This window comes from Mesorhizobium sp. Ca11 (assembly GCF_020165275.1).
Classification (GTDB): Bacteria; Pseudomonadota; Alphaproteobacteria; order Rhizobiales; family Rhizobiaceae; genus Mesorhizobium.
On the sequence record NZ_JAIUHU010000001.1, the window covers coordinates 448,994 to 469,452 of the forward strand.

The window sequence follows — 20,459 nt, forward strand, 5'->3', positions numbered from 1 at the left end:
GGCGGAGGGTCCGTCGATGCTGTTGCCGGCAACCGTCGCTTGCGGCGTGTTCATGACCAGCCTCGACCAGAATGTCGTGGTCACCGCGCTGCCCGGCATCGGCGAGAGCCTCGACCGGCCGCCAAGCCAGCTTGGCCTTTTGATCACCGTCTATGTCGCCAGCCTCATCGTCACCATGCCGCTCGGCGGCTGGCTGGCCGACCGTTTTGGGCTGCGCAACGTCTATTGCTTCGCGCTGCTCGTCTTCGCCGGTGCCTCGGCCTTGTGCGGCCTTTCGGAAAATATCTGGATGCTGGTCGGCTCGCGCGCCCTGCAAGGCTGGGGCGGCGCGCTGATGGGCACGCTTGGTCAGGTCGTGATCCTGTCGAGCTTCCCGCGCGACCGCACGCTGAAGATCAACATGTACATTTCACTCGCCGGCCAATCCGGGCCGCTGGTCGGGCCGCTCGTCGGCGGCGCGCTCACCACTTACGTCTCCTGGCGCTGGATCTTCTACATCAATATCCCGATCGCGCTGACCGCGGCGCTGCTGGCCGCCTCCCTGTTTCCGACGACGACCAAGCCGGTGCGCACGCCGTTCGATTTGCCTGGCTTCCTGCTCGTCGGCTGCGGCATGACGCTGCTGGTCTTCGGCATGGATTCGGTCGCTGCGAAAGATGTGGCCGCCAACGGCATGGCGCTGGAACTCGGCTTGGCGATCGTCATCCTGACGGTTGCCGCCTTCTACTGCCTGCGCGCGCGCAATCCGCTGCTCGACCTCAATCTCTTGCGCATCCGCACCTTCCGCATCTCCTTCCTGACGGGCGGCGGCCTCGACACGATCGGGCTGAGCTCGGTGGTCTTCCTCTTGCCGCTGATGTTCCAGCTCGGCTTCGGCATGAGCGCCGTGCAGGCGGGATCGCTGACCTTCGTGGCCGCGATCGGGTCGTTGATCATGCGCTTCTTCATGCCGCGCCTTTTGAACCGTTTCGGCTTCAAGCGCGTGCTGGTCACCAATACGCCGATCGTCGCTTTGCTGGTCGCGGGCTTCGCCTTGATGCAGGAGAGCCTGCCGGCCTGGATCGTGCTTGCCTATATTTTCGCCTTCGGCGTCTTCCGCTCGGTGCAATGGGCCTCGACCGGCAATCTCTCCTATTCGGACATCGCGCCGGAGCAGCTCGCGCGCTTCAGCGCGCTCTATTACATCCTGTGGCAGCTGGCGGTGGCGATCAGCGTCGGCCTCGCGGCCGCGCTGCTGTCGCTGCTTGCCGGCGGCGGCAAGGCCGGCATCAACGACTACCGCATCCTGTTCGTCATCGAAGGATTGATCACCCTTTGCGCGCTGTCGGCCTATCTGAGGCTGACGCCGCAGGATGGCGCCCATGTCAGCGGCCATAGCGCGCATATGAGCACCGACTGACGCCTCAGCCGACGCTACTTCGCGAACGTCACCCAGTCCTCGAGCGGCGCGCGGTCGGTGCGAAACTCGTTTTCGGGCTTCGAGGTGTCCTCGTAGCCGAGCGCCATGCCGCAGACGACGATCTCCTCGTCGGGAATATCGAGCACCGGCCTGATCTGACGGTGATAGGGCGCAAAGGCTGCCTGCGGGCAGGTATGCAGTCCCCTGCCCCGTGCCGCGACCATGATGTTCTGCAGGAACATGCCGTAGTCGATCCACGACCCTTGGTTCAGCCTCCGGTCGATCGTGAAGATCATGCCGACCGGAGCGTCGAAGAAAATGAAATTGCGGTCGTGCTGGGCGCGCATCCTGTCGACCTCGCGGCGGCCGATGCCCAGCACGCCATAGAGCCCGAAGCCGTTGGCGCGGCGGCGGGTGAGATAGGGTTCGAAGAACTGGTCGGGATAGTAGCGGTACTCGTCCCACTCCGCCTTTTCGGCACGGATGCCGGAATTGAGGATGGCATCGCTGATGCGCTGCTTGACCTCGCCCTTGGTCACATAGACGCGCCAGGGCTGCATGTTGGTGCCCGACGGCGCGCGGGCGGCGACCGCCAGGATCGCGCGGATCGTGTCGTCATCGACCATATCGGGCAGAAACGCGCGCACCGACCGGCGCGACAGGATCGCATCGTCGACGATCGCCGCATCCATGGCGATTCGGCTATTCTTCTCCAGCATGGGCCGTCCCTTCGCGCATGGCCGGAACTGCAACCGGTTCCATGGCGACCATCCGCAGACACTAAACTGTATTGGTCCCCGACCGGACGTCCCCACTCGCCGTTCGTGATCGTGGCTTTGCCTCAACCTCAAAAATCGCGCAAGTAAATCTTGCAGGGTATGAAAATCCCCTTGATTTTTTCATGACTTTACCGCTTCATGAAATTTACATAGATTTTTTCACGAGATACGCTTGAGCTCGACTACTGCCAGATCGGAGCAGGACAATGGCGACCGGCTGCTGGCCGGCGACATCCGTGCGCTTCGCAAGGCGCGAGGCCTCAGACTGGCCGAGATCGCCCTCAAGCTCGGTCGGTCGGTCGGCTGGGTCAGCCAGGTCGAGCGCGGCCTCTCGGTTCCCTCGCTGGGTGACTTGCGGGCATTCGCCAGCCTCTTCGATGTTCCGATCAGCCTGTTCTTCAGCCATGACGCGCCTGTCGAGCAGGAACGCGGCGTGGTCGTGCGCGCCGGCAGCCGCCGTTCGCTTGGCACAAGCGAATCCGGCCTGGTGGAGGAGCTTCTGTCGCCCGATCTCGGCGGTAGCTTCGAGATGCTGCGCTCGGTGTTCGCGCCAGGCGCGGAGCTGGAAACAGAAACGCGCCGCCCAACGGAAGAAGCGGGCTATGTCGCGTCGGGCACATTCGAGATCGAGATCGACGGCGTCTGGCATCGTCTCGGCGAAGGCGACTCGTTCCGCTTCGAGGGCAAGCCGTTCCGCTGGCGCAATCCCGGCGCCGAGCCGGCAGTGGTCATCTGGGTGGTTTCGCCACCGGTATACTGACAATGCATGTCAACCAAAAGTGCGAAGCGGTTTTGGGATAACGACATGCATCAAAAACAAAAATCGAAGCGCGAAGCGCTGAGACTCTGGAGGAAGAAATGGCCGGTTTGCCGACCACGGCACGCGTGGTGATCATCGGAGGCGGCGTCGTCGGCACCTCCTCGCTCTATCACCTCTGCAAGGCGGGCTGGACCGATTGCGTGCTTCTGGAAAAAAACGAGCTGACCTCAGGCTCGACCTGGCATGCCGCCGGCAACGTGCCGACCTTCTCCTCGTCCTGGTCGCTGATGAACATGCAGCGCTACTCGACCGAGCTTTACCGGGGTCTGGCCGAAGCGGTCGATTATCCGATGAACTACCATGTAACCGGCTCGCTCCGGCTCGCCCATACCAAGGAGCGCATGCAGGAATTCCAGCGCGCCAAGGGCATGGGCCGCTACCAGGGAATGGATATCGACGTCGTCGGCCTCGACGAGATCAAGCGCCGCTACCCCTTCATCGAGACGCATGAGTTGAAGGGCGCGCTCTATGACCCGAGCGACGGCGACATCGACCCGGCTCAGCTGACCCAGGCGCTGGCCAAAGGCGCGCGTGACATGGGCGGCAAGATCATCCGCTTCTGCCCGGTCACCGGCGTGCGCCGCGAGAACGGCGAATGGGTGATCGCCACCCCGCAAGGCGAGATCCGCTGCGAGATCGTCATCAATGCGGCCGGCTACCGCGCCGCCGAAGTTGGCAAGATGTTTGGGCGCGACGTGCCGATGATGGTGATGAGTCATCAGTACATATTGTTCGAGGAAATCCCCGAGCTTGCCGCGTGGACGAAGGAACAGGGCCACAAGCTGCCGCTGCTGCGCGACGTCGACACGTCCTATTACTTGCGCCAGGAAAAGAGCGGCATGAATCTCGGCCCCTATGAGCGCAATTGCCGCGCGCATTGGGCGACCCACAACGATCCGATGCCGGAGGATTTCTCCTTCCAGCTCTTCCCCGACGATCTCGACCGCCTCGAGCATTACCTGGCCGACGCCGTCGCCCGCGTGCCGATCCTCGGCACCGCCGGCCTCTCCAAGGTGATCAACGGCCCGATTCCTTACGCGCCGGACGGCAATCCGCTGATCGGGCCGATGCCCGGCGTGCCGAACGCCTTCGAGGCCTGCGTCTTCACCTTCGGCATCGCGCAAGGCGGCGGCGCCGGCAAGGTGCTGGCCGAATGGGTCACCGAAGGCCAGACCGAATGGGATATGTGGTCCTGCGATCCGCGCCGTTTCACCAGCTTCGCCTCGGCGCCCGACTATTGCGTCGCCAAGGGCATGGAGATCTACGGCAACGAATACGCCATCCAGTTCCCGCGCCATGCCTGGCCGGAGGGGCGCAACCGTAAGCTGTCGCCGCTGCATGATCGCATCAAGGCGCTGGGCGGCCAGTTCGACGCCTATAATGGCTGGGAGCGCGCGACTTGGTACGCACAACCCGGCGATGATACTTCCGAAGAGTCTACCCTCACCTTCCGCCGCGACGGCCCGTGGCAGCAGCGCGTGCGCGAGGAATGCCTTGCCGTGCGCGACGCCGCCGGTATCCTCGACCTGCCCGGCTTCTCGCGCTTCAACCTCGAAGGTCCGGGCGCGGCCGATTGGCTGGCCTTGCAGGTCACCGGCCTTGTGCCGAAACCCGGCCGCATCGGCCTGGTCTATTTCGCCGACGACAAGGGCCGCATCGTCACCGAGATGTCGGTGGTGCGTCATGGCGAGGACCAGATGACGCTGATCACCGCCGCGGTGGCGCAGTGGCACGATTTCGAATGGCTGAAGTCGCGCATGCCCGCCGATGCGGCCTTCACGCTGACGGACCGGACGGAGGAATACTCAACGCAAATCCTTGCCGGCCCGAACTCGCGCAAGATCCTTGCCGAAATCTGCGACGCCGACCTGACGCTGCCCTGGCTGACGCATCAGGAAACGACCATTGCCGGGCGCTGGGCGAAGCTGGTGCGCGTCTCCTTCGCCGGCGAGCTCGGCTGGGAAATCCACACCAAGGTCGCGGACACGGCGACCGTCTTCGACGCCGTCTGGGCCGCCGGCCGGAAGCACGGGCTAAAACCCTTCGGCATGTATGCGCTGGATTCGCTGCGGCTGGAAAAAGGCTACCGCGCCTGGAAGGGCGATCTGTCGACCGACTATTCGATCCTGCAGGGCGGCCTGGAGCGCTTCGTCAAATGGGACAAGCCAGACTTCCGCGGCAAGGCGGCTCTCCTCAACGAGAAGCAGCAGGGCGTGAAGAAGCGCTTCGTCACTTTGGTTGTCGAGAACCCCGGCGACTGCGACGCACCCTATATGTCGACGCTCTGGCATGAGGGCACGATCGTCGGCGAGACGACGTCGGGCGGCTGGGGCCACCGCGTCGGCAAGTCGATCGCGCTCGGCATGCTGCGCACGGATCTCACGGAGCCGGGCACGGCGGTCGAGGTCGAGATTTTTGGCAATCGCTTCAAAGCCATCGTCCAGAACGACGAGCCGCTGTGGGATCCGAAGAATGAGAGGTTGAGAGCCTGATGCCGAAGCCATCAAAACGCATTACCGGTATCGTGCCTTCCGGCAAGGACGGCTGGGAGGTCCATTTCGCCGCCTGGAATCGCAAGCAGGCCGGCGAAGACATCATTGTGCTCTCGGTCGGCGACCATGACTTCGACACGCCGTCGGAAACCATCGAAGCCTGCGTGACTGCCGTGCGCGGCAGCAACCATCACTACACGCCGCTGCCCGGCCTGCCGCGCCTGCGCAAGGCGATGGCCGCCGCCGCGACCGTTTGCGCCGGCATCCTCACGGAACCCGACGAGGTCATCGCCACGCCTGGCGGCCAGGCAGCGCTTTACGCCGCCGTACAGGGCGTGCTCGACCCGGGCGACCACGCCATCGTCGTCGCGCCCTATTACGCCACCTACCCCAACACTTTCAGCGCCGCGGGCGCCAGCTTCACGGTGGTCGAGACACCGGCCGAAGATGGATTTCAACCTCGCGCGGACATGATTCGCGCCGCGCTCAAGCCCAACACCCGCGCCATACTGATCAACACGCCGAACAACCCGACCGGTGCCGTCTATTCGCGCGAACGGCTCGAACAGCTGGCCGAAATCTGCAAGGAGCACGATCTCTGGCTGCTGTCGGACGAGGTCTACTGGACGCTCGGCGGCGGCGAGCACATCTCGCCGCGCTCGTTGTCCGGCATGGCCGAGCGCACGCTGGTCATCAACTCCATGTCGAAGAGCCACGGCATGACCGGCTGGCGCATGGGCTGGCTGACCGGGCCGAAAGCGATGATCGCGCTGATGACCGACCTCAATCTGGTCACGACCTACGGCCTGCCAGCCTTCATCTCCATCGCTTGCGCCGAGGCGCTTGAAAACCACTATGGCGTGAAGGATATCGCCGAGCGTTACGCCGCGCGGCGCACGATCTTCCTCGATGCCATACGCGGAGCCAACGAAGTCACCGTGCGCGGCTCCGAAGGCGGCATGTACATAATGCTCGATGTCTCCGCGGTCGAACCCGACGACGAGAAATTCGCCTGGGCGCTGCTCGACAAGGAAAAGGTCGGCGTGATGCCCGGATCGAGCTTCGGCGAGGCCGCCGCCGGGCACATCCGCATCAGCCTCTGCCAGCCCGAACCCGTCCTCAAGGAAGCAGCGCTTCGCGTTCGCCGTTTCGCTTCCAACTATCGCCGCGAGGCCGCATGACCAAGACCATCCCGGCCAAAGCCCGCGCGGTAATCATCGGCGGCGGCGTCTCCGGCTGCTCGGTCGCCTACCACCTGGCCAAGCTCGGCTGGACCGACATCGTGCTCTTGGAGCGCAAGCAGCTCACCTCAGGCACCACCTGGCATGCGGCCGGGCTGATCGGCCAGTTGCGCGGCTCCCAGAACATGACGCGACTGGCGAAATATTCGGCCGATCTCTACGTCAAGCTTGAAGCCGAGACCGATGTCGGCACCGGCATGCGCCAGGTCGGCTCGATCACTGTCGCGCTGACCGAGGAGCGCAAGCACGAGATCTATAGGCAGGCTTCACTCGCCCGCGCCTTCGATGTCGACGTGCGCGAGATTTCGCCGCGCGAGGTCAAGGAGATGTACCCGCATCTCAACGTCTCGGATGTGGTTGGCGCCGTGCATTTGCCGCTCGACGGCCAGTGCGATCCCGCCAACATCGCGATGGCGCTGGCCAAGGGCGCGCGCCAGCGCGGTGCTTCCATCATCGAGAACGTCAAGGTCACAAAGGTTCATACGAAGAACGGCCGCGTCTCCGGCGTCTCCTGGGCGCAGGGTGAGGAGCAAGGCACGATCGAGACCGACATCGTGGTCAACTGCGCCGGCATGTGGGCGCGCGAGTTGGGTCGGCAGAACGGCGTTACGATCCCGCTGCATGCCTGCGAGCATTTCTATCTCGTCACCGAGCCGATCCCCGGCCTCTCCCGCCTGCCGGTGCTGCGCGTGCCGGACGAGTGCGCCTACTACAAGGAGGACGCCGGCAAGATGATGCTCGGCGCCTTCGAGCCGGTGGCAAAGCCCTGGGGCATGGACGGCATCCGCGAGGATTTCTGCTTCGACCAGTTGCCCGAGGACATGGACCATTTCGAGCCCATCCTCGAAATGGGCGTCAACCGCATGCCGATGCTGGGCACCGCCGGCATCCATACCTTCTTCAACGGCCCGGAGAGTTTCACGCCGGACGACCGCTATTATCTCGGCGAGGCGCCGGAGCTTTCCGGCTACTGGATGGCGGCGGGCTACAACTCGATCGGCATCGTCTCCTCCGGCGGCGCCGGCATGGCGCTGGCGCAATGGATCAATGACGGCGAGGCGCCCTTCGACCTGTGGGAGGTCGATATCCGCCGCGCCCAGCCTTTCCAGAAGAACCGCCGCTACCTCAAGGAGCGCGTCTCCGAAACGCTCGGCCTGCTCTATGCCGACCATTTCCCCTATCGCCAGATGGCGACCTCGCGCGGCGTGCGCCGCTCGCCCTTGCACGAGCACCTGAAGGCGCGCGGCGCCGTCTTCGGCGAGGTGGCGGGCTGGGAGCGCGCCAACTGGTTCGCGCGCGAAGGCCAGGAGCGCGAATACCGCTATTCCTGGAAGCGGCAGAACTGGTTCGACAACCAGCGCGAGGAACATCTCGCGGTGCGCAACGGCGTCGGCCTGTTCGACATGACTTCCTTCGGCAAGATCCGCGTCGAGGGTCGCGATGCCTGCGCCTTCCTGCAACGGCTCTGCGCCAACGACATGGACGTGGCGCCGGGCAAGATCGTCTACACGCAGATGCTCAACCAGCGCGGCGGCATCGAGAGCGACCTCACCGTGACGCGGCTTTCGGATACGGCCTATTTCCTGGTCGTGCCGGGCGCCACGCTGCAGCGCGACTTCGCCTGGCTGAGAAAGCATGTCGCCGACGAGTTCGTCGTCATCACCGACGTCACCGCCGCCGAAGCCGTGATCTGCGTCATGGGTCCGGAGGCGCGAAAACTGATCCAGAAGGTCAGCCCGAACGATTTTTCCAACGAGACCAATCCGTTCGGCACTTTCCAGGAGATCGAGATCGGGATGGGTCTCGCCCGCGCCCACCGGGTCACCTATGTCGGCGAGCTTGGCTGGGAATTCTATGTCTCGACCGAGCAGGCGGCCCATGTCTTCGAGGCGATCACCGAAGCCGGCGCCGATGTCGGCCTGAAACTCTGCGGCCTGCACACGCTTGATTCCTGCCGCATCGAAAAGGCCTTCCGGCATTTCGGCCACGACATCACCGACGAGGACAATGTTCTGGAGGCGGGCCTCGGCTTTGCGGTGAAGACGAGCAAATCCGGCTTCATCGGCCGCGACGCTGTGCTCAGGAAGAAGGAAGCCGGTCTGTCACGCCGGCTGGTGCAGTTTCGTCTGAAGGACCCGCAGCCGCTCCTCTTCCACAACGAGGCCATCCTACGCGACGGCAAGATCGTCGGCCCGATCACATCAGGCAATTACGGCCACCATCTCGGCGGCGCGATCGGGCTTGGCTATGTGCCCTGCCAGGACGAGAGCGAGGCGGATGTGCTGGGCTCATCCTATGAGGTGGAGATCGCCGGCGAGCGTTTCACGGCGGAAGCCTCGCTGAAGCCGATGTATGATCCGAAGGCGGAACGGGTGAGGATGTAGCCTTTCCTCTCGCGGCTTCGGGGCAGGATTGCCCGCAGGCGTGACCAAGAGTCGCTATTACTTGTCCGGCATCGTTGACGGATCGCGAGCACCATGTCGAATACCGACAATCACAATTTCGGCGGCGGAAGGCTCATAGTAGATCAGATAGGATAAGGCCGCACGACAATCCGGCGCATCGGCCTTTCGTCTGTGGCAACGCCGGCCTGGGGATGTTCAAGCAATAGATTGATGACTGCGTGGAGTCTGGCTTGGATCCGCTCCGCCCCTTTGGGTGACTGCAACGCGATATTGCCGAGAACCTCGTCTAACTCGGCTAACGCCGCCGGCGTGTAACGAAGCTTCACAGGCCGTGCTTCGCCCAAACAGCGCGGACTTCCTCGTCGGTTGCAAATTCACCACGCGCAGCCTGCGCTCGGGACATTGCGAGCGAGGCTTTTTCCTCTCGGCTCAGTTGGTGAATAGGTTCGTCCCCCACATCACCCGCGAGGCGCAAGAGGACACGTGCGTACTCGTCCTGCAATTCAGGAGGCAAGGTGCGAACACGTTGGACTGCATGCTCGAAAAGCTTGGTCATGCCCTTATTATGCACTTCATTTCCGCATAAAAAAAGGCGTTCGCCACAATCCCGCAGGATAGCTGAAGGCCCCCTAAAACCGCTCAAGCGTCCTGCGGACTTTGACCAGAAACCCCGCCCTGCTCTTCGGCGTCGAGGCATCCATCAAGTAGTGCGCCAGGAAAAACGTCTTGCAGCGCGTGGCGCATAGCGCCCGCATGCCGCGTAAAATCGTCTTGCGTCCCGGCTGGCCGACGACCACGCTCCACCAGGTCGGCGCGCCGCAGGTGGTGATGACGCCGACCTTGGTGACGTGCCGCATCAGCGACGTGATCCGCCCCTTGCCGGCTGGTAGCTTGAAGGCGATGTCGGTCGCCCACACGCGGTCGAACCAGCCCTTCAGCATCGCCGGCAACCCGTACCACCAGGTCGGATAGATGAAGAGGATCGCCTGCGCCCATTGCAGATGTTCGAAATGCGGCGTCAGCGCAGGATCTTCCGGCGCGCGATCATTGTAGAAGCGCCGCTCCTCGCAACTCATCACAGGGTCGAAATTCTCGGCGTAGAGGTCGAGCAGCCGCACGTCCCAGCCCCGTCCTTTCAGCACCTCGATCGCCAGGTCGCGGATCGCCGCGCAATAGCTTTCCGGCACCGGATGGCAATAGACCACCAGCACGCGCATCAGAACGCGTCCATCGTGGCCGCGACCTTCGCCATGAAGACTTTGCGCGTCTCGTCGGTGGATAGGTTCATCGAATAATGCGCGAGATAGGAGACGGGAGCGCCTGGCTTGATGGTCGCCCGCAGCATGCGCTTGACGATCTTGCGCGGCGGGTCGCCCATCAGCATGGCGCGAAAGCGGCTGCCGCCATAGGTGGTGATGACTGCGAGCTTGCGGATGTTGTGCAGCGTCGGCCGCACCTTGCCGTCGACCAGCTTGAACGACACGCCGGGCAGAAAGACGCGGTCGAAAAAACCTTTCAGGATTGCCGGATAGCCATAGTTCCAGACCGGAAACGACAGCACCAGCGCTTCGGCATTCTTCAGCCTTTCGACATAGCCGGCGACCGCGTCGTCCGGCCCGCGCGGGTCGTGATAGCCGAGCCGCTCGGCGCGTGTCAGCCTTGGGTCGAAATTCTCGGCATAGAGGTCGCAGTCGTCGACCGCATGCCCCGCCGCGGCGAGCCGCTCGACGATCGTCTTGTGCAGGCCGGCGTTGAAGCTGGTCTCCACCGGATGAGAGTAAAGCACGAGGATTTTCATCACCCCGCCTTCTGCAATCCCTTGAACAGGAACGTGCGGCCGGAGCGATAATCATAGTCCGGGTTTTCCCAGGCGATCATCTTGCCGGGATTGAGCAGCCCTTGCGGATCGGTCTCGCGCTTGAAGGCAAGCTGGATCTCGTCGGTCTGCTTCATGCCGCCTTCTTCCAGCGTGTAGCGGTGCGGGTTGAAGATCGGGCAGCCATTCTCCTCATGCAGGCGGATGATTTCGTTGAGCCGCGCCTCGGTGGTGAACTTGACCAGCGGCAGGCCGAAGCAGGTGATGTTGCCGTCGAGCCGCACGAATTCGAGATGCGAGAACACCTCGCCCGGGAACATCGCGTCCATCTTCTCGACCAGCGCCAGTTGGTTGGGGAACGGATAGAGCGACTGCAGATAGGTGATCGACGGGTCGACGCGCAGTGCCCTCAGCGTCGTGTGGTTCCAGGCAAGCTCATAGGCCGGCGGCAGGCCCTTCTTGTCCTCGTCCGTCGCGGTCGCCGCATTGAAGATGACCTCGCCTCCGGCGCGCCGGGTGAAGGCCAGGAAGGCGTCGAGCCCGTGCTTCGCGACCATGACGACGCAGATGCTTTGCCCCTCGCGCAGGAATTTCTGGTGCCGCTTGAAATAGAGCTGCGGCACAGGTGCGGCGATCGGCGTGATCAGCTTGGTCAGGATGCCGTCCTGGCAGGCCAGCGCGTTGCCGTAGCGGGCTGCACCCATGAATTTGTCGAAGCCGACGATAACGTCGATCCAATCATAGGCGGCGGTCAGCGGCATCTCGACCTCGGTGATGATGCCGTTGGTGCCGTAGGCATGGGTCACCTTGTGCAGATCTTCGCCGGTGAGTTCGAGCGCCTTGGGCTCGGCCTCCATGGTGACGACGCGTAGGCGCAGCACATTGCCGAAATCGCGCAAGCCGCCGAAATTGATCGAGCCGACGCCGCCCGAACCGCCAGCGATGAAGCCGCCGATCGAGGCGGTGTTGTAGGTCGAGGGCGAGAGCCTCAGCTCCTGTCCGGAATGCGCCCGCGTCGCCTTGTCGATGTCGGCCAGCACCGCGCCCGGCCCGGTCACCACCCGCCCCGGCGCGATCGTCTTGATCTCGTTCATCTCGGCGAGGTTCAGCACCACGCCGCCCGACAGCGGCATCGCCTGCCCATAATTGCCGGTGCCGCTGCCGCGCGGCGTCACCGGAACGCCGTGCCTGTGGCATGCGGCAAGCGCGCGGATGACTTCATCTTCGTTCTTCGGCGTGACGATCAGGTCGCCTTTGATGTGATCGAGTTGCGCCTTCAGCACCGGGCTGTACCAGTAGAAGTCGCGGCTCTTCTGCTGGACGATGGCCGGATGGTCGTCGAGCTTGATCCCATCGAGATCGCGCTTCAGCGCTGCGATATCCATCATCACACCATCAGTTCGTCGAGTTCGGCATAGTCGGGCAATTGGCGTTCGATCGCCCTGCCGTCGCGCACCACGATGCGATCCGATTCGGGCCGCGACAGCAATTCGGTCCAGCTGCGCCCCCTGAAGACGATGAAATCGGCTGAGCCGCCGACGGCAAGCGTACCGGCGCCGTCGAGCCGCATCACCTCGGCCGGCGTTGCCGCCACCGCCTTCGGCCAGTCGCCTACCGGATGGTCGAAATGCAGGATGCGCGTCGCCATGCGGTAGACCTCCAGCATATCGAGATCGCCATAGGCGTAGAAGGGATCGCGCGTGTTGTCGGAAGCAACCGCCACCTTGATGCCGCGCGCCTTCATCTCGTGCAGCAGCGTCACGCCGCGCCAGCGCGGGGTGGTGTGATCGCTGCGGCGGTCCTGCAGATAGAGATTGCACATCGGCAGCGACACCACGGCAAGCCGCGCCTTCGCCATCTTGTCCAGCGTGTCGAGCACCTCGAGGTCCGGCTGGCGCGCCAACGAGCAGCAATGGCCGACCAGGATGTTGCCCTCGAAACCGTTCCACAGCGACGCCTCGCCGATCTTCTTCAGCGAGATGGCCGCGACATCGTCGGTCTCGTCGGCATGGAAATCGAGATCGAGCCCATGCTCGATCGCCTGGGCGAACACCTTGTCGAGCAGTTCCTCGAGATCGGGTACCATATAGGTGACGACGCCGAGCACGCCCTTGGCCGCGGCGACGCGCTTCGCCAACCGTTCGAACCAGGCTTTGTCGCGCACGCCTTCGATGCCGAGCAGGCAGGCCGCCTGCAGCTCGATGCGCCCGCGCCATTTTTCCCGCATCGTTTCGAACACCGGCCAGGAGATCTCCTCCTGCGGCGGCACGCTGTCGAGATGCGTGCGCATAGCCTTGGTGCCGTGCGCGTAGGCCGAGCGCAGCGAGAAGTCCATGCGGCGCGCGACATCCTCGGCGCTCCAGCGCGTGGTGCGGTCGGCGCCGGTGGCATTGAGTGCGCCCATGAAAGTGCCGTCCGGATTGGGCTTTCGCGGCCAGATATGGCCCTTGTCGATATGGGTATGGCAGTCGACGAAGCACGGCATCACGATGCGGCCGGCAAGGTCGATCGCGCCGGGGTGCGCCTCTGCCTGGTCGTGCGCGGCAAGATCGGCGATCTTGCCGTTGGTGATGGTAATGTTGGCAAGCGCAAACCCGTCCGAGTCGAAAGCGGCGGCAAGACCCGGCGTGAGCGATCGATGAAGCCGAACGTTAGCCAGGCAATAAGAACCAGAGGTTGGTATCAAGGCCTCGCCCCCGCTGTCTTATGCAGAACTGGTCCCCAAATGGGCGCCTCACTATTCTCAATCGCATCGCGCACCTTACCGCTCCTGTTTCAGCGCACTCTCGTGCCAGCGGCGCAGGATGAGATGCGACACCAGCGACAGCACCAGGAAGATAAGGATGCCGGTGAGCGAGATCAGGATCAGCGCCGCGAACAGGCGCGGCGCGTTAAGCCGGTAGCCGGCCTCGATGATGCGGGACGCGAGCCCCGATGACTGCCCCTGCGCGCCGGCGACGAATTCCGCCACCACCGCGCCGATCAGCGACAGGCCGCCGGCGATCTTCAGCCCGCCGAGGAAATAGGGCATCGCCGCCGGCAGCCGCAGATAGCGCAATTGCTGCCAGCGCGTCGCGCCGTTGAGCTTGAACAGGTCCCGCAGGTTCCGATCGACCGAGTTCAGGCCGAGCGTGGTGTTGGAGAGGATCGGAAAGAAGGCGACGATCCAGGCGCAGAGCAGCAGTTTGACGGTCTGGTTGTCCACATAGATGTTGATCAAAGGGAAGATGGCGACGATTGGCGTCACCTGCAGCACGATGGCGAAGGGGAAGAACGACATCTCCACCCATTTCGATTGCGCGAACAGCACCGCCAGTCCGACGCCACCGATCACAGCGAGAGCCAAGCTGAAAAAGGTGATCCTGAGCGTCACCAGCAGTGAGGAGAACAACAGCCCCGCATCGTTGTGCAGCGTCTGCAGCACCACGCCCGGCCGCGGCAGGATATATTGCGGGATCTCGTTCCAGACGCAGATGCGGTCCCACACCACGATCGCCAGCACCATGATCGCCAGCGGCAGCACCCATTTGCCGATGCGCTCCAGCCGCTCCTGGCGGGCGCGGCGCGCCTCTTCCGGATCGAGCGTCAGGACATTGTCTTCAGTGGCCGTCATTTTGCGATCCGGCGGTTGAGTTGATGGCGTCGACCAGCACGCCCGAGGCCTGCCGGCAAAGCGCAGCATAGCCCGGCGAGGTGCGGAACGCCTCGTCACGCGGATAGGGCGCGTTGATGGGGAGTTCGCCGAAAACGCGGCCCGGCCGCGCGGCCATGACGACGACGCGGCTGGACAGGAACACGCTTTCGAACACACTGTGGGTGACGAAGACGACGGTGAAGCGCTCGTCCTGCCAAAGCTCCAGAAGATCGTTGTTGAGCTTGAAGCGGGTGATCTCGTCGAGCGCCGCGAAAGGCTCGTCCATCAGAAGGATGCGCGGCTTGGTCACCATGGCCCGCGCGATCGAGACGCGCATCTTCATGCCGCCGGAAAGCTCGCGCGGCACGGCGTTCTCGAAGCCGGTGAGATGGACGCGCGACAGCATCTCCATCACCGCCGGTTCCGCCTTGGCGCGCGACACGCCCTTCAGCCTCAGCGGCAGCCAGACATTGTCGAAGACGCTGGCCCAAGGCAGCAGCGTCGGCTCCTGGAAGACGAAACCGATGTTCGAGCGGTCGATCGAGCCGCGCCAGTCGAGCTGGCCGGAGGTCGGCGTCGAGAGACCCGCGATCAATCTGAGCGCGGTCGACTTGCCGCAGCCCGAGGGGCCGAGCAGGCTCAGGAAATCGCCTTCGCGGATCGCCAGGTCGACCTTGCTCAGCGCCATCACGCCGTTGGAAAAGACCTTGCCGACATTGCGCAATGCCAGCAGCATCGGAGCCTCCCCCGATGCCCCCGGCGTCTCAGCCACTTTCTCCTGGATCATCTCAGGCCGGCCGCCTTACTTCTTCAGCTCCAGCCCGACACCCTTGTTGATGAAGGCCAGCGTGTAAGCCTTCTTGATGTCAAGGCCCGGCTGCGCGACCTTGGCCTTGACCATCTTGTCGTAAAAACTCTGGATGCGGGCTTCGGTCATCGCGCCGATGCCGAGCTTTTCCGAATCGCCCGAATCGACAACGCCGAACTTCTTCATCTGCTCGATCGAGAAGGCGATCTGCTCATCCGTCATGTCCGGATTGTCCTTCTTGATCATCTCGTTGGCGGCCTTGTTGTCGCCATAGAGGTATTTGTACCAGCCCTTGGCCGAGCCATCGACGAAGCATTGGACCACCTCCGGCCGCTTGTCGATCGTATCCTGCATCACCTCGATGGTGGTCGCATACGTATCCCAGCCATAGTCGGCGAGCAGGAACTGGTTCGGCGTGAAGCCGCCCTGCTTCTGCACGGCAAACGGCTCGGACGTCACATAGCCCTGCTGGATCGACTTCTTGTTGGCGATGAAGGGCGCCGGATTGAATGTGTAGGGCACGCGCTTGGCGGCATCGAAACCGAGATCGGTGACCATCCACTGGAAGAAGGTCTGCGCGCCTTCGTCGCCCATGATGTACTGGTCGGCGTTCTTGAGGTCCTCCCACTTGTCCAGCCCCTCTCCCGGATGGGACATGATGACCTGCGGATCCTTCTGGAAGTCGGACGCGACGACACGCATCGGAATGCCCTGCTGCACGGCGTCGAAGGCCGAAAGCAAATTGCCGCCCATATAGAAATCGATCTTGCCGGCTAGCAGCATCGGCCGGCCGCTGACCTGCGGGCCGCCCTGCATGATGGTGACATCAAGGCCGCAGGCGGCATAGGTGCCGTCGGCGATCGCCTGGTAGTAGCCGCCATGCTCCGGCTCGGCCAGCCAGTTGGTGCCGAACGTCACCTTTTCGTTTGCGGCCGCACCCAGCGTGCCCGCCGCCAGCAGGGCGACGGCGCCCGCCAGGATCTTTCCTTGTCCGATCATAAACTCACCCTCTCTTGGCTCCGGCGCGCAACGCGCTGGGCTCGACACCATTGATTCAAGAAGCAAGACACATGCCACCGCCAGGGCCGCCTGCTCGTGCGGCAGTCGTTGCCGAGACCGGACGGGTCATGCCGTACGCGAGGCATCGTGCCTATTTTTTGGACGCCTGTCCATAATCGCTCCTGGCGGCGTCCACGGCATCTTGAATGTTTCATGAATCCGCCACTAGGCTGTCGGCCGACAGGAGAATGCCATGCTCAAATACCTCGCCCCCAAGTCGATCAAGCCGCCTTTCGCCCGCTACAGCCACGGCGTCGAAATACCGGCCGGAAAGCGCCTGGTGCTCTGCTCGGGTCAATTGGGAATCGGCCCCGACGATGCCGTGCCGGAGGACGCCGGCGCGCAGGCCGAGCTCTGCTTCAAGAACATCGCCGCGATTCTGAGCGAGGCCGGGCTGACCTTGAACGACATCGTGCGCATCAACGCCTTCGTCATCGGCCGCGAGCACCTGCAGGCCTATATGGATGTCCGCAACCGGCTCTTTTCCGATCCGGCGCCGGCCTCCACGCTGATGATCGTCTCCGGCTTCGCCCGCCCGGAATTCAAGGTCGAGGTCGAAGTTCTGGCAGCGGGCTAGCTGTTTCAGGGGATAGGCTCTAGACCTTCAGGCCGGACAGCAGACCAATCGGGAGACGAAACGTGACGACAAGACGCGTGTGGTGGGGCGATTACCGGACGACCGAATACGCCTCGATCGACGCCGAAGCGACCATCGCCGTGCTGCCGGTGGCGGCGATCGAGCAGCATGGCCCTCACCTTCCGGTCTCGACCGACACCTCGATCATGATGGGCATGCTGGAGACGGTGATCGCGCGCCTGCCCGACGATCTCGACATCCGCATCCTACCCGTGCAGGCGGTCGGCAAGTCGAACGAGCATCTGCATGCGCCGGGAACGCTCACCTTGCCCGCCACCACCTTGGTCGACGCCTGGACCGAACTCGGCCTGTCGGTCGCCCGCGCCGGGGTGAGAAAGCTGATCGTCGTGAATTCGCATGGCGGCAATGAAGAGATCATGGGCATCATTTCGCGCGAATTGCGCGTGCGCGCCAAAATGCTGTCTGTGAAGACGAGCTGGCAGCGGTTCGGCCGCCCGGCCGGCATGTACACCGAGCTGGAGGATCGTCACGGCATCCATGGCGGCGATGTCGAGACATCGCTGATGCTGCACTTCCGGCCCGATCTCGTCGACATGAGCAAGGCGGAGAATTTCGTCTCCAATGTCGGGCGCGCCGAAAAGGAATTCGCCCTGCTGCGCCACACCGGCACGCATGCCTTCGCCTGGATCGCAAGCGACCTCAATCCGAACGGCGTGGTCGGCGACGCCTCTATCGCCACGGCCGAGAAGGGCCGGCTGACGGCGGAAATGCAGGCCGACGGTTTTATCAACCTGGTCAGGGATGTGCGCAAGGCGAAGCTTGCCGAGTGGCTGTCGTAGCGGCTGGTCCGCTTTGACTTAGGCGTCGATCCCCAGTTCGAAGGGTATCCCTTCGAACGCGTCGGCGCCGCGCCCGATCGCCTCGATCGCCGCGATCATGCGGCCGTCGCGCTCAAGCAGCGTGTCGGCGACGGCGATCAGCCGTGGATTGGGCGTAGCCGTCGGCGAGAGAAAGCGCAGCGTTCGGGCGAGCTCCATCTCGTCGCGCTTCGGCGCTAGCGCCGCGGCGATGATGTAGGCCGACGCCGTCGAGCGGCTGACGCCGGCATAGCAATGCACCACCAGCGGCTTTACCCGATCCCAGCGATAGGCGAAATCGAGCAAGGCCCGCACATGCTCCTCGCCGGGCATCGTCATGCCTTCCTGCGCGACAGCGATGTCGTGCATGACCAGATGCAGGTGGTTTTCCGCCAGGATCGAGGCCGGGCGGACCACGTCGGTGCCTGCGGCGAGCAGCGACAACAACCGCTGCGCACCGGTCCTTGCCACGGCCTCGTCGACCTTCGACAGCGAACAGACGTGGATCATTGCCCGAACTCCTTTGGCGCATCCTTGCGCCGCGCGACCGACGTGGCAAGGGCGCCTTCGAGGCGTTGCCATTGCGCTTCATCGCCCGGCAAACCGACACGCAGCACTTGGGGCCGCTCGGCAAAATGGCGGACCAACACGCCGCTCGAGCCAAGTGCCGAAAAAAGGCCTGCGGCCCCGGGAAACGACAGATAGCGGAACAGGCTGGTGCCGCCGGCGACCGGAACATCGAATCGGCCAAGCAGCGCGTCGAGACGCCCGGCATCCTGCGCCAGGCGTTGCCGCATACCGGCCTGCCACGCCGCATCCGACAAGGCGCGGATGCCATATTCGAGCGCCGGGCCGGCGACTGCCCAGGGCCCGAGCTGCGCATCCAGCCGCTCGGCCGTCAGCGGATCCGCCAATGCAAAGCCGAGTCTCACACCGGCGAGGCCGAAAAACTTGCCGAACGAGCGCAGCACGACGATGCCCCCCTGCCCGACATCGCCGGCCAGGCTTTGCTCGATCGGGCCGACATCCATGAAAGCTTCGTCGACGACCAGCAGCCCGCCCTTTGCGCGAAGTCGCGCCGCAAGGTCGAGCAGACGGGCCTTTTCGATCACCCGCCCGTCCGGATTGTTGGGATTGACCAGCACCGCAAGGTCCGCCTCGGCCAGCGCGTCGAAATCGCTGACCTCCGCGACCGCATGGCCGGCGATAGCCGCGGCCCGGGCATGTTCGGCATAGGTTGGGCCGAGCACCAGCGCCTTGCCTGGCCGCAGCAGCGAAGCGACGCGCGGCAGGAGAATCTGCGTGCCGGGCGCCGCCGCCACATGCGCCGCCGACGGCGCACCATAGGCCCTGGCCGCAATTTCGGCCAATTCGCGCAGTTGTCCTGCCTCCGGCAATCGGGACAGCGCTGTGGCGGGCAGGTCCAAAAGCGGATAGGAGTGCGGATTGATACCTGTCGAGAGGTCCACGAAAGGTTTTGGCGCATGAGGAAAAAGCGCGTTTGCCCGGCCAAGGCTGCCGCCATGATCAACCGCTGCAATCGCTCCGCTTAGAAGTTTCATGTCCGTCCTGATCGCTTTCCTGTCACTCGCCATCGAACGCGCCCTCGGCTACCCGGACTGGCTGTTCAGCGCCATCGGCCATCCGGTCACCTGGATCGGCAGGCTGATATCCTTTCTCGATCGCCGGCTCAACCACGCTACGGATTCCGACGAATTGCGTCGCCGCCGCGGCGTCCAGGCCTTGCTCGTCATTCTGCTGGTGCCCGGCCTGATCGGCCTGGCGCTGCATGTCCTGCTCTGGATGATGTTCCCCACGGGCCTCGTCATCGCCGCCATCCTCGGTTCCTCGCTGCTGTCGCAGAAGAGCCTCGGGGAGCATGTCGAGGACGTCGCCGATGCGTTGGAGACCGGCGGCCTGACCCTCGGCCGCATCGCCGTATCGCGCATTGTCGGCCGCGATCCGGAAAAGCTCGACAAGGGCGGTGTCGCGCGTGCCGCGATCGAAAGCCTGGCCGAGAATTTTTCGGACGGCATTGTTGCGCCCGCCTTCTGGACCGGCATCGGCGGACTGGGCGGAGGTGCTGCCTACAAGGCCGCCAACACCGCCGATTCGATCATCGGCCACCGCACGCCGAAATACGAAGCCTTCGGCCGTGCGGCCGCCCGCTTCGACGATCTCATCAACCTGCCCGCATCGCGGCTCACCGGCCTGCTGATCGTGCTGGCGGCATTTCTCGTCCCGGGCGCCGATCCGCATGGCGCCTGGCAGGTGATGCGGCGCGACGCCAGGAAGCATCGTTCGCCCAATGCCGGCTGGCCGGAAGCTGCGATGGCCGGCGCGCTGGGCCTGTCTCTCGCCGGACCGCGCAGCTATGGCGGCGAAGTCGTCGAGGATGCCTTCATGGGCGAAGGCGGCCGCCGCGAGGCCGAAAGCACCGACATCCGCCAGGCGCTCAAGCTCTATCGCGTAGCCGACTGGCTGCTGCTCGGCCTGTTCGCGGTCGTCTCGGCGATCGTGATCTATCTGACCATCTTGGTCAGCGGCTGAG

Annotated in this window: 20 protein-coding genes; 8 read left to right on the plus strand and 12 right to left on the minus strand. The window is 64.0% G+C overall.

Annotation, left to right across the window (positions count from 1 at the left end; translation table 11 throughout):
- Positions 1-16 precede the first annotated feature (16 nt).
- A complete protein-coding gene (locus tag LB538_RS02190; RefSeq protein ID WP_224522725.1) occupies positions 17-1,399 on the plus strand; it encodes an MFS transporter in 1,383 nt (460 codons plus the stop codon).
- Between the two features lie 14 nt (positions 1,400-1,413).
- On the opposite strand, the gene LB538_RS02195 is transcribed toward LB538_RS02190, so the two are convergent.
- Positions 1,414-2,118 carry a nitroreductase gene (locus LB538_RS02195; protein WP_095764905.1) on the minus strand — a complete coding sequence of 235 codons (705 nt, stop codon included), beginning with the start codon at positions 2,116-2,118 and terminating at the stop codon, positions 1,414-1,416.
- A gap of 232 nt (positions 2,119-2,350) precedes the next feature.
- On the opposite strand from LB538_RS02195, the gene LB538_RS02200 reads away from it, so the two are divergent.
- The 4 genes from LB538_RS02200 to LB538_RS02215 all read left to right on the plus strand — a co-directional run bounded on the left by LB538_RS02200 (position 2,351) and on the right by LB538_RS02215 (position 9,115).
- A complete protein-coding gene (locus LB538_RS02200; RefSeq protein WP_224522726.1) occupies positions 2,351-2,938 on the plus strand; it encodes a helix-turn-helix domain-containing protein in 588 nt (195 codons plus the stop codon).
- 98 nt (positions 2,939-3,036) lie between these two features.
- Positions 3,037-5,490 carry an FAD-dependent oxidoreductase gene (locus LB538_RS02205; RefSeq protein ID WP_224522727.1) on the plus strand — a complete coding sequence of 818 codons (2,454 nt, stop codon included), beginning with the start codon at positions 3,037-3,039 and terminating at the stop codon, positions 5,488-5,490.
- A complete protein-coding gene (locus LB538_RS02210) occupies positions 5,490-6,671 on the plus strand; it encodes a pyridoxal phosphate-dependent aminotransferase (protein WP_224522728.1) in 1,182 nt (393 codons plus the stop codon). The genes LB538_RS02205 and LB538_RS02210 overlap by 1 nt, the downstream gene beginning before the upstream one ends.
- Positions 6,668-9,115: an FAD-dependent oxidoreductase gene (locus tag LB538_RS02215; protein ID WP_224522729.1), complete on the plus strand. Its 2,448-nt coding sequence runs from the start codon at positions 6,668-6,670 to the stop codon at positions 9,113-9,115. The genes LB538_RS02210 and LB538_RS02215 overlap by 4 nt, the downstream gene beginning before the upstream one ends.
- Before the next feature lie 143 nt (positions 9,116-9,258).
- Here the strand turns inward: LB538_RS02215 and LB538_RS02220 are convergent, their stop codons facing one another.
- From LB538_RS02220 to LB538_RS02260, 9 genes are all read right to left on the minus strand, one after another.
- Complete coding sequence (locus LB538_RS02220) at positions 9,259-9,462, minus strand: type II toxin-antitoxin system RelE/ParE family toxin (protein WP_224522730.1); 204 nt, start codon at positions 9,460-9,462, stop codon at positions 9,259-9,261.
- Positions 9,459-9,692 (minus strand): hypothetical protein, encoded by a 234-nt coding sequence (locus LB538_RS02225; RefSeq protein WP_224522731.1) that lies wholly within the window; start codon positions 9,690-9,692, stop codon positions 9,459-9,461. The genes LB538_RS02220 and LB538_RS02225 overlap by 4 nt, the downstream gene beginning before the upstream one ends.
- Positions 9,693-9,765: 73 nt before the next feature.
- A complete protein-coding gene (locus LB538_RS02230) occupies positions 9,766-10,353 on the minus strand; it encodes an NAD(P)H-dependent oxidoreductase (protein ID WP_224522732.1) in 588 nt (195 codons plus the stop codon).
- Positions 10,353-10,934, minus strand: a complete 582-nt coding sequence (locus LB538_RS02235) for an NAD(P)H-dependent oxidoreductase (protein ID WP_224522733.1) — start codon at positions 10,932-10,934, stop codon at positions 10,353-10,355. Before LB538_RS02235 ends, LB538_RS02230 begins: the two co-directional genes overlap by 1 nt.
- Positions 10,934-12,337, minus strand: coding sequence for an FAD-binding oxidoreductase (locus tag LB538_RS02240; protein ID WP_224522891.1), 1,404 nt, complete (start codon positions 12,335-12,337; stop codon positions 10,934-10,936). Before LB538_RS02240 ends, LB538_RS02235 begins: the two co-directional genes overlap by 1 nt.
- 2 nt (positions 12,338-12,339) lie before the next feature.
- Positions 12,340-13,638, minus strand: a complete 1,299-nt coding sequence (locus LB538_RS02245) for a cytosine deaminase (protein ID WP_224522734.1) — start codon at positions 13,636-13,638, stop codon at positions 12,340-12,342.
- A gap of 75 nt (positions 13,639-13,713) precedes the next feature.
- Entirely contained in the window at positions 13,714-14,565 is an 852-nt protein-coding gene (locus LB538_RS02250; protein ID WP_224522735.1) for an ABC transporter permease, read from the minus strand.
- Entirely contained in the window at positions 14,552-15,373 is an 822-nt protein-coding gene (locus tag LB538_RS02255; protein WP_224522736.1) for an ABC transporter ATP-binding protein, read from the minus strand. The genes LB538_RS02250 and LB538_RS02255 overlap by 14 nt, the downstream gene beginning before the upstream one ends.
- A 15-nt stretch (positions 15,374-15,388) precedes the next feature.
- Positions 15,389-16,393, minus strand: a complete 1,005-nt coding sequence (locus LB538_RS02260; protein WP_095764895.1) for an ABC transporter substrate-binding protein — start codon at positions 16,391-16,393, stop codon at positions 15,389-15,391.
- Between the two features lie 253 nt (positions 16,394-16,646).
- On the opposite strand from LB538_RS02260, the gene LB538_RS02265 reads away from it, so the two are divergent.
- Both LB538_RS02265 and LB538_RS02270 read left to right on the plus strand, forming a co-directional pair.
- On the plus strand, positions 16,647-17,030 hold the full coding sequence (locus LB538_RS02265) for a RidA family protein (RefSeq protein WP_140541985.1): 384 nt from the start codon (positions 16,647-16,649) through the stop codon (positions 17,028-17,030).
- A 62-nt stretch (positions 17,031-17,092) separates the two neighbouring features.
- Entirely contained in the window at positions 17,093-17,890 is a 798-nt protein-coding gene (locus LB538_RS02270; protein WP_224522737.1) for a creatininase family protein, read from the plus strand.
- A gap of 18 nt (positions 17,891-17,908) precedes the next feature.
- Here the strand turns inward: LB538_RS02270 and LB538_RS02275 are convergent, their stop codons facing one another.
- Together LB538_RS02275 and cobD are read right to left on the minus strand one after the other, a co-directional pair.
- Positions 17,909-18,418, minus strand: a complete 510-nt coding sequence (locus tag LB538_RS02275; protein ID WP_224522738.1) for a tyrosine phosphatase family protein — start codon at positions 18,416-18,418, stop codon at positions 17,909-17,911.
- Positions 18,415-19,470 (minus strand): threonine-phosphate decarboxylase CobD, encoded by a 1,056-nt coding sequence (cobD, locus tag LB538_RS02280; RefSeq protein ID WP_224522739.1) that lies wholly within the window; start codon positions 19,468-19,470, stop codon positions 18,415-18,417. The genes LB538_RS02275 and cobD overlap by 4 nt, the downstream gene beginning before the upstream one ends.
- Here cobD and cbiB point away from each other — a divergent pair.
- Entirely contained in the window at positions 19,469-20,458 is a 990-nt protein-coding gene (gene cbiB, locus LB538_RS02285; protein ID WP_224522740.1) for an adenosylcobinamide-phosphate synthase CbiB, read from the plus strand. The genes cobD and cbiB overlap by 2 nt on opposite strands.
- Position 20,459: the final 1 nt, after the last annotated feature.

Excerpts from the sequence above, each read along its gene's own strand:
- LB538_RS02205 (WP_224522727.1), top strand. The coding sequence starts at position 3,037 with ATGGCCGGTTTGCCGACCACGGCACGCGTGGTGATCATCGGAGGCGGC.
- LB538_RS02195 (WP_095764905.1), bottom strand. The coding sequence starts at position 2,118 with ATGCTGGAGAAGAATAGCCGAATCGCCATGGATGCGGCGATCGTCGAC.
- LB538_RS02250 (WP_224522735.1), bottom strand. The coding sequence starts at position 14,565 with ATGACGGCCACTGAAGACAATGTCCTGACGCTCGATCCGGAAGAGGCG.
- LB538_RS02240 (WP_224522891.1), bottom strand. The coding sequence starts at position 12,337 with ATGGATATCGCAGCGCTGAAGCGCGATCTCGATGGGATCAAGCTCGAC.
- LB538_RS02215 (WP_224522729.1), top strand. The coding sequence starts at position 6,668 with ATGACCAAGACCATCCCGGCCAAAGCCCGCGCGGTAATCATCGGCGGC.
- LB538_RS02255 (WP_224522736.1), bottom strand. The coding sequence starts at position 15,373 with ATGATCCAGGAGAAAGTGGCTGAGACGCCGGGGGCATCGGGGGAGGCT.
- LB538_RS02210 (WP_224522728.1), top strand. The coding sequence starts at position 5,490 with ATGCCGAAGCCATCAAAACGCATTACCGGTATCGTGCCTTCCGGCAAG.
- LB538_RS02265 (WP_140541985.1), top strand. The coding sequence starts at position 16,647 with ATGCTCAAATACCTCGCCCCCAAGTCGATCAAGCCGCCTTTCGCCCGC.
- LB538_RS02230 (WP_224522732.1), bottom strand. The coding sequence starts at position 10,353 with ATGCGCGTGCTGGTGGTCTATTGCCATCCGGTGCCGGAAAGCTATTGC.
- LB538_RS02260 (WP_095764895.1), bottom strand. The coding sequence starts at position 16,393 with ATGATCGGACAAGGAAAGATCCTGGCGGGCGCCGTCGCCCTGCTGGCG.
- LB538_RS02225 (WP_224522731.1), bottom strand. The coding sequence starts at position 9,692 with ATGACCAAGCTTTTCGAGCATGCAGTCCAACGTGTTCGCACCTTGCCT.
- LB538_RS02235 (WP_224522733.1), bottom strand. The coding sequence starts at position 10,934 with ATGAAAATCCTCGTGCTTTACTCTCATCCGGTGGAGACCAGCTTCAAC.
- LB538_RS02190 (WP_224522725.1), top strand. The coding sequence starts at position 17 with ATGCTGTTGCCGGCAACCGTCGCTTGCGGCGTGTTCATGACCAGCCTC.
- cobD (WP_224522739.1), bottom strand. The coding sequence starts at position 19,470 with ATGAAACTTCTAAGCGGAGCGATTGCAGCGGTTGATCATGGCGGCAGC.
- cbiB (WP_224522740.1), top strand. The coding sequence starts at position 19,469 with ATGTCCGTCCTGATCGCTTTCCTGTCACTCGCCATCGAACGCGCCCTC.
- LB538_RS02275 (WP_224522738.1), bottom strand. The coding sequence starts at position 18,418 with ATGATCCACGTCTGTTCGCTGTCGAAGGTCGACGAGGCCGTGGCAAGG.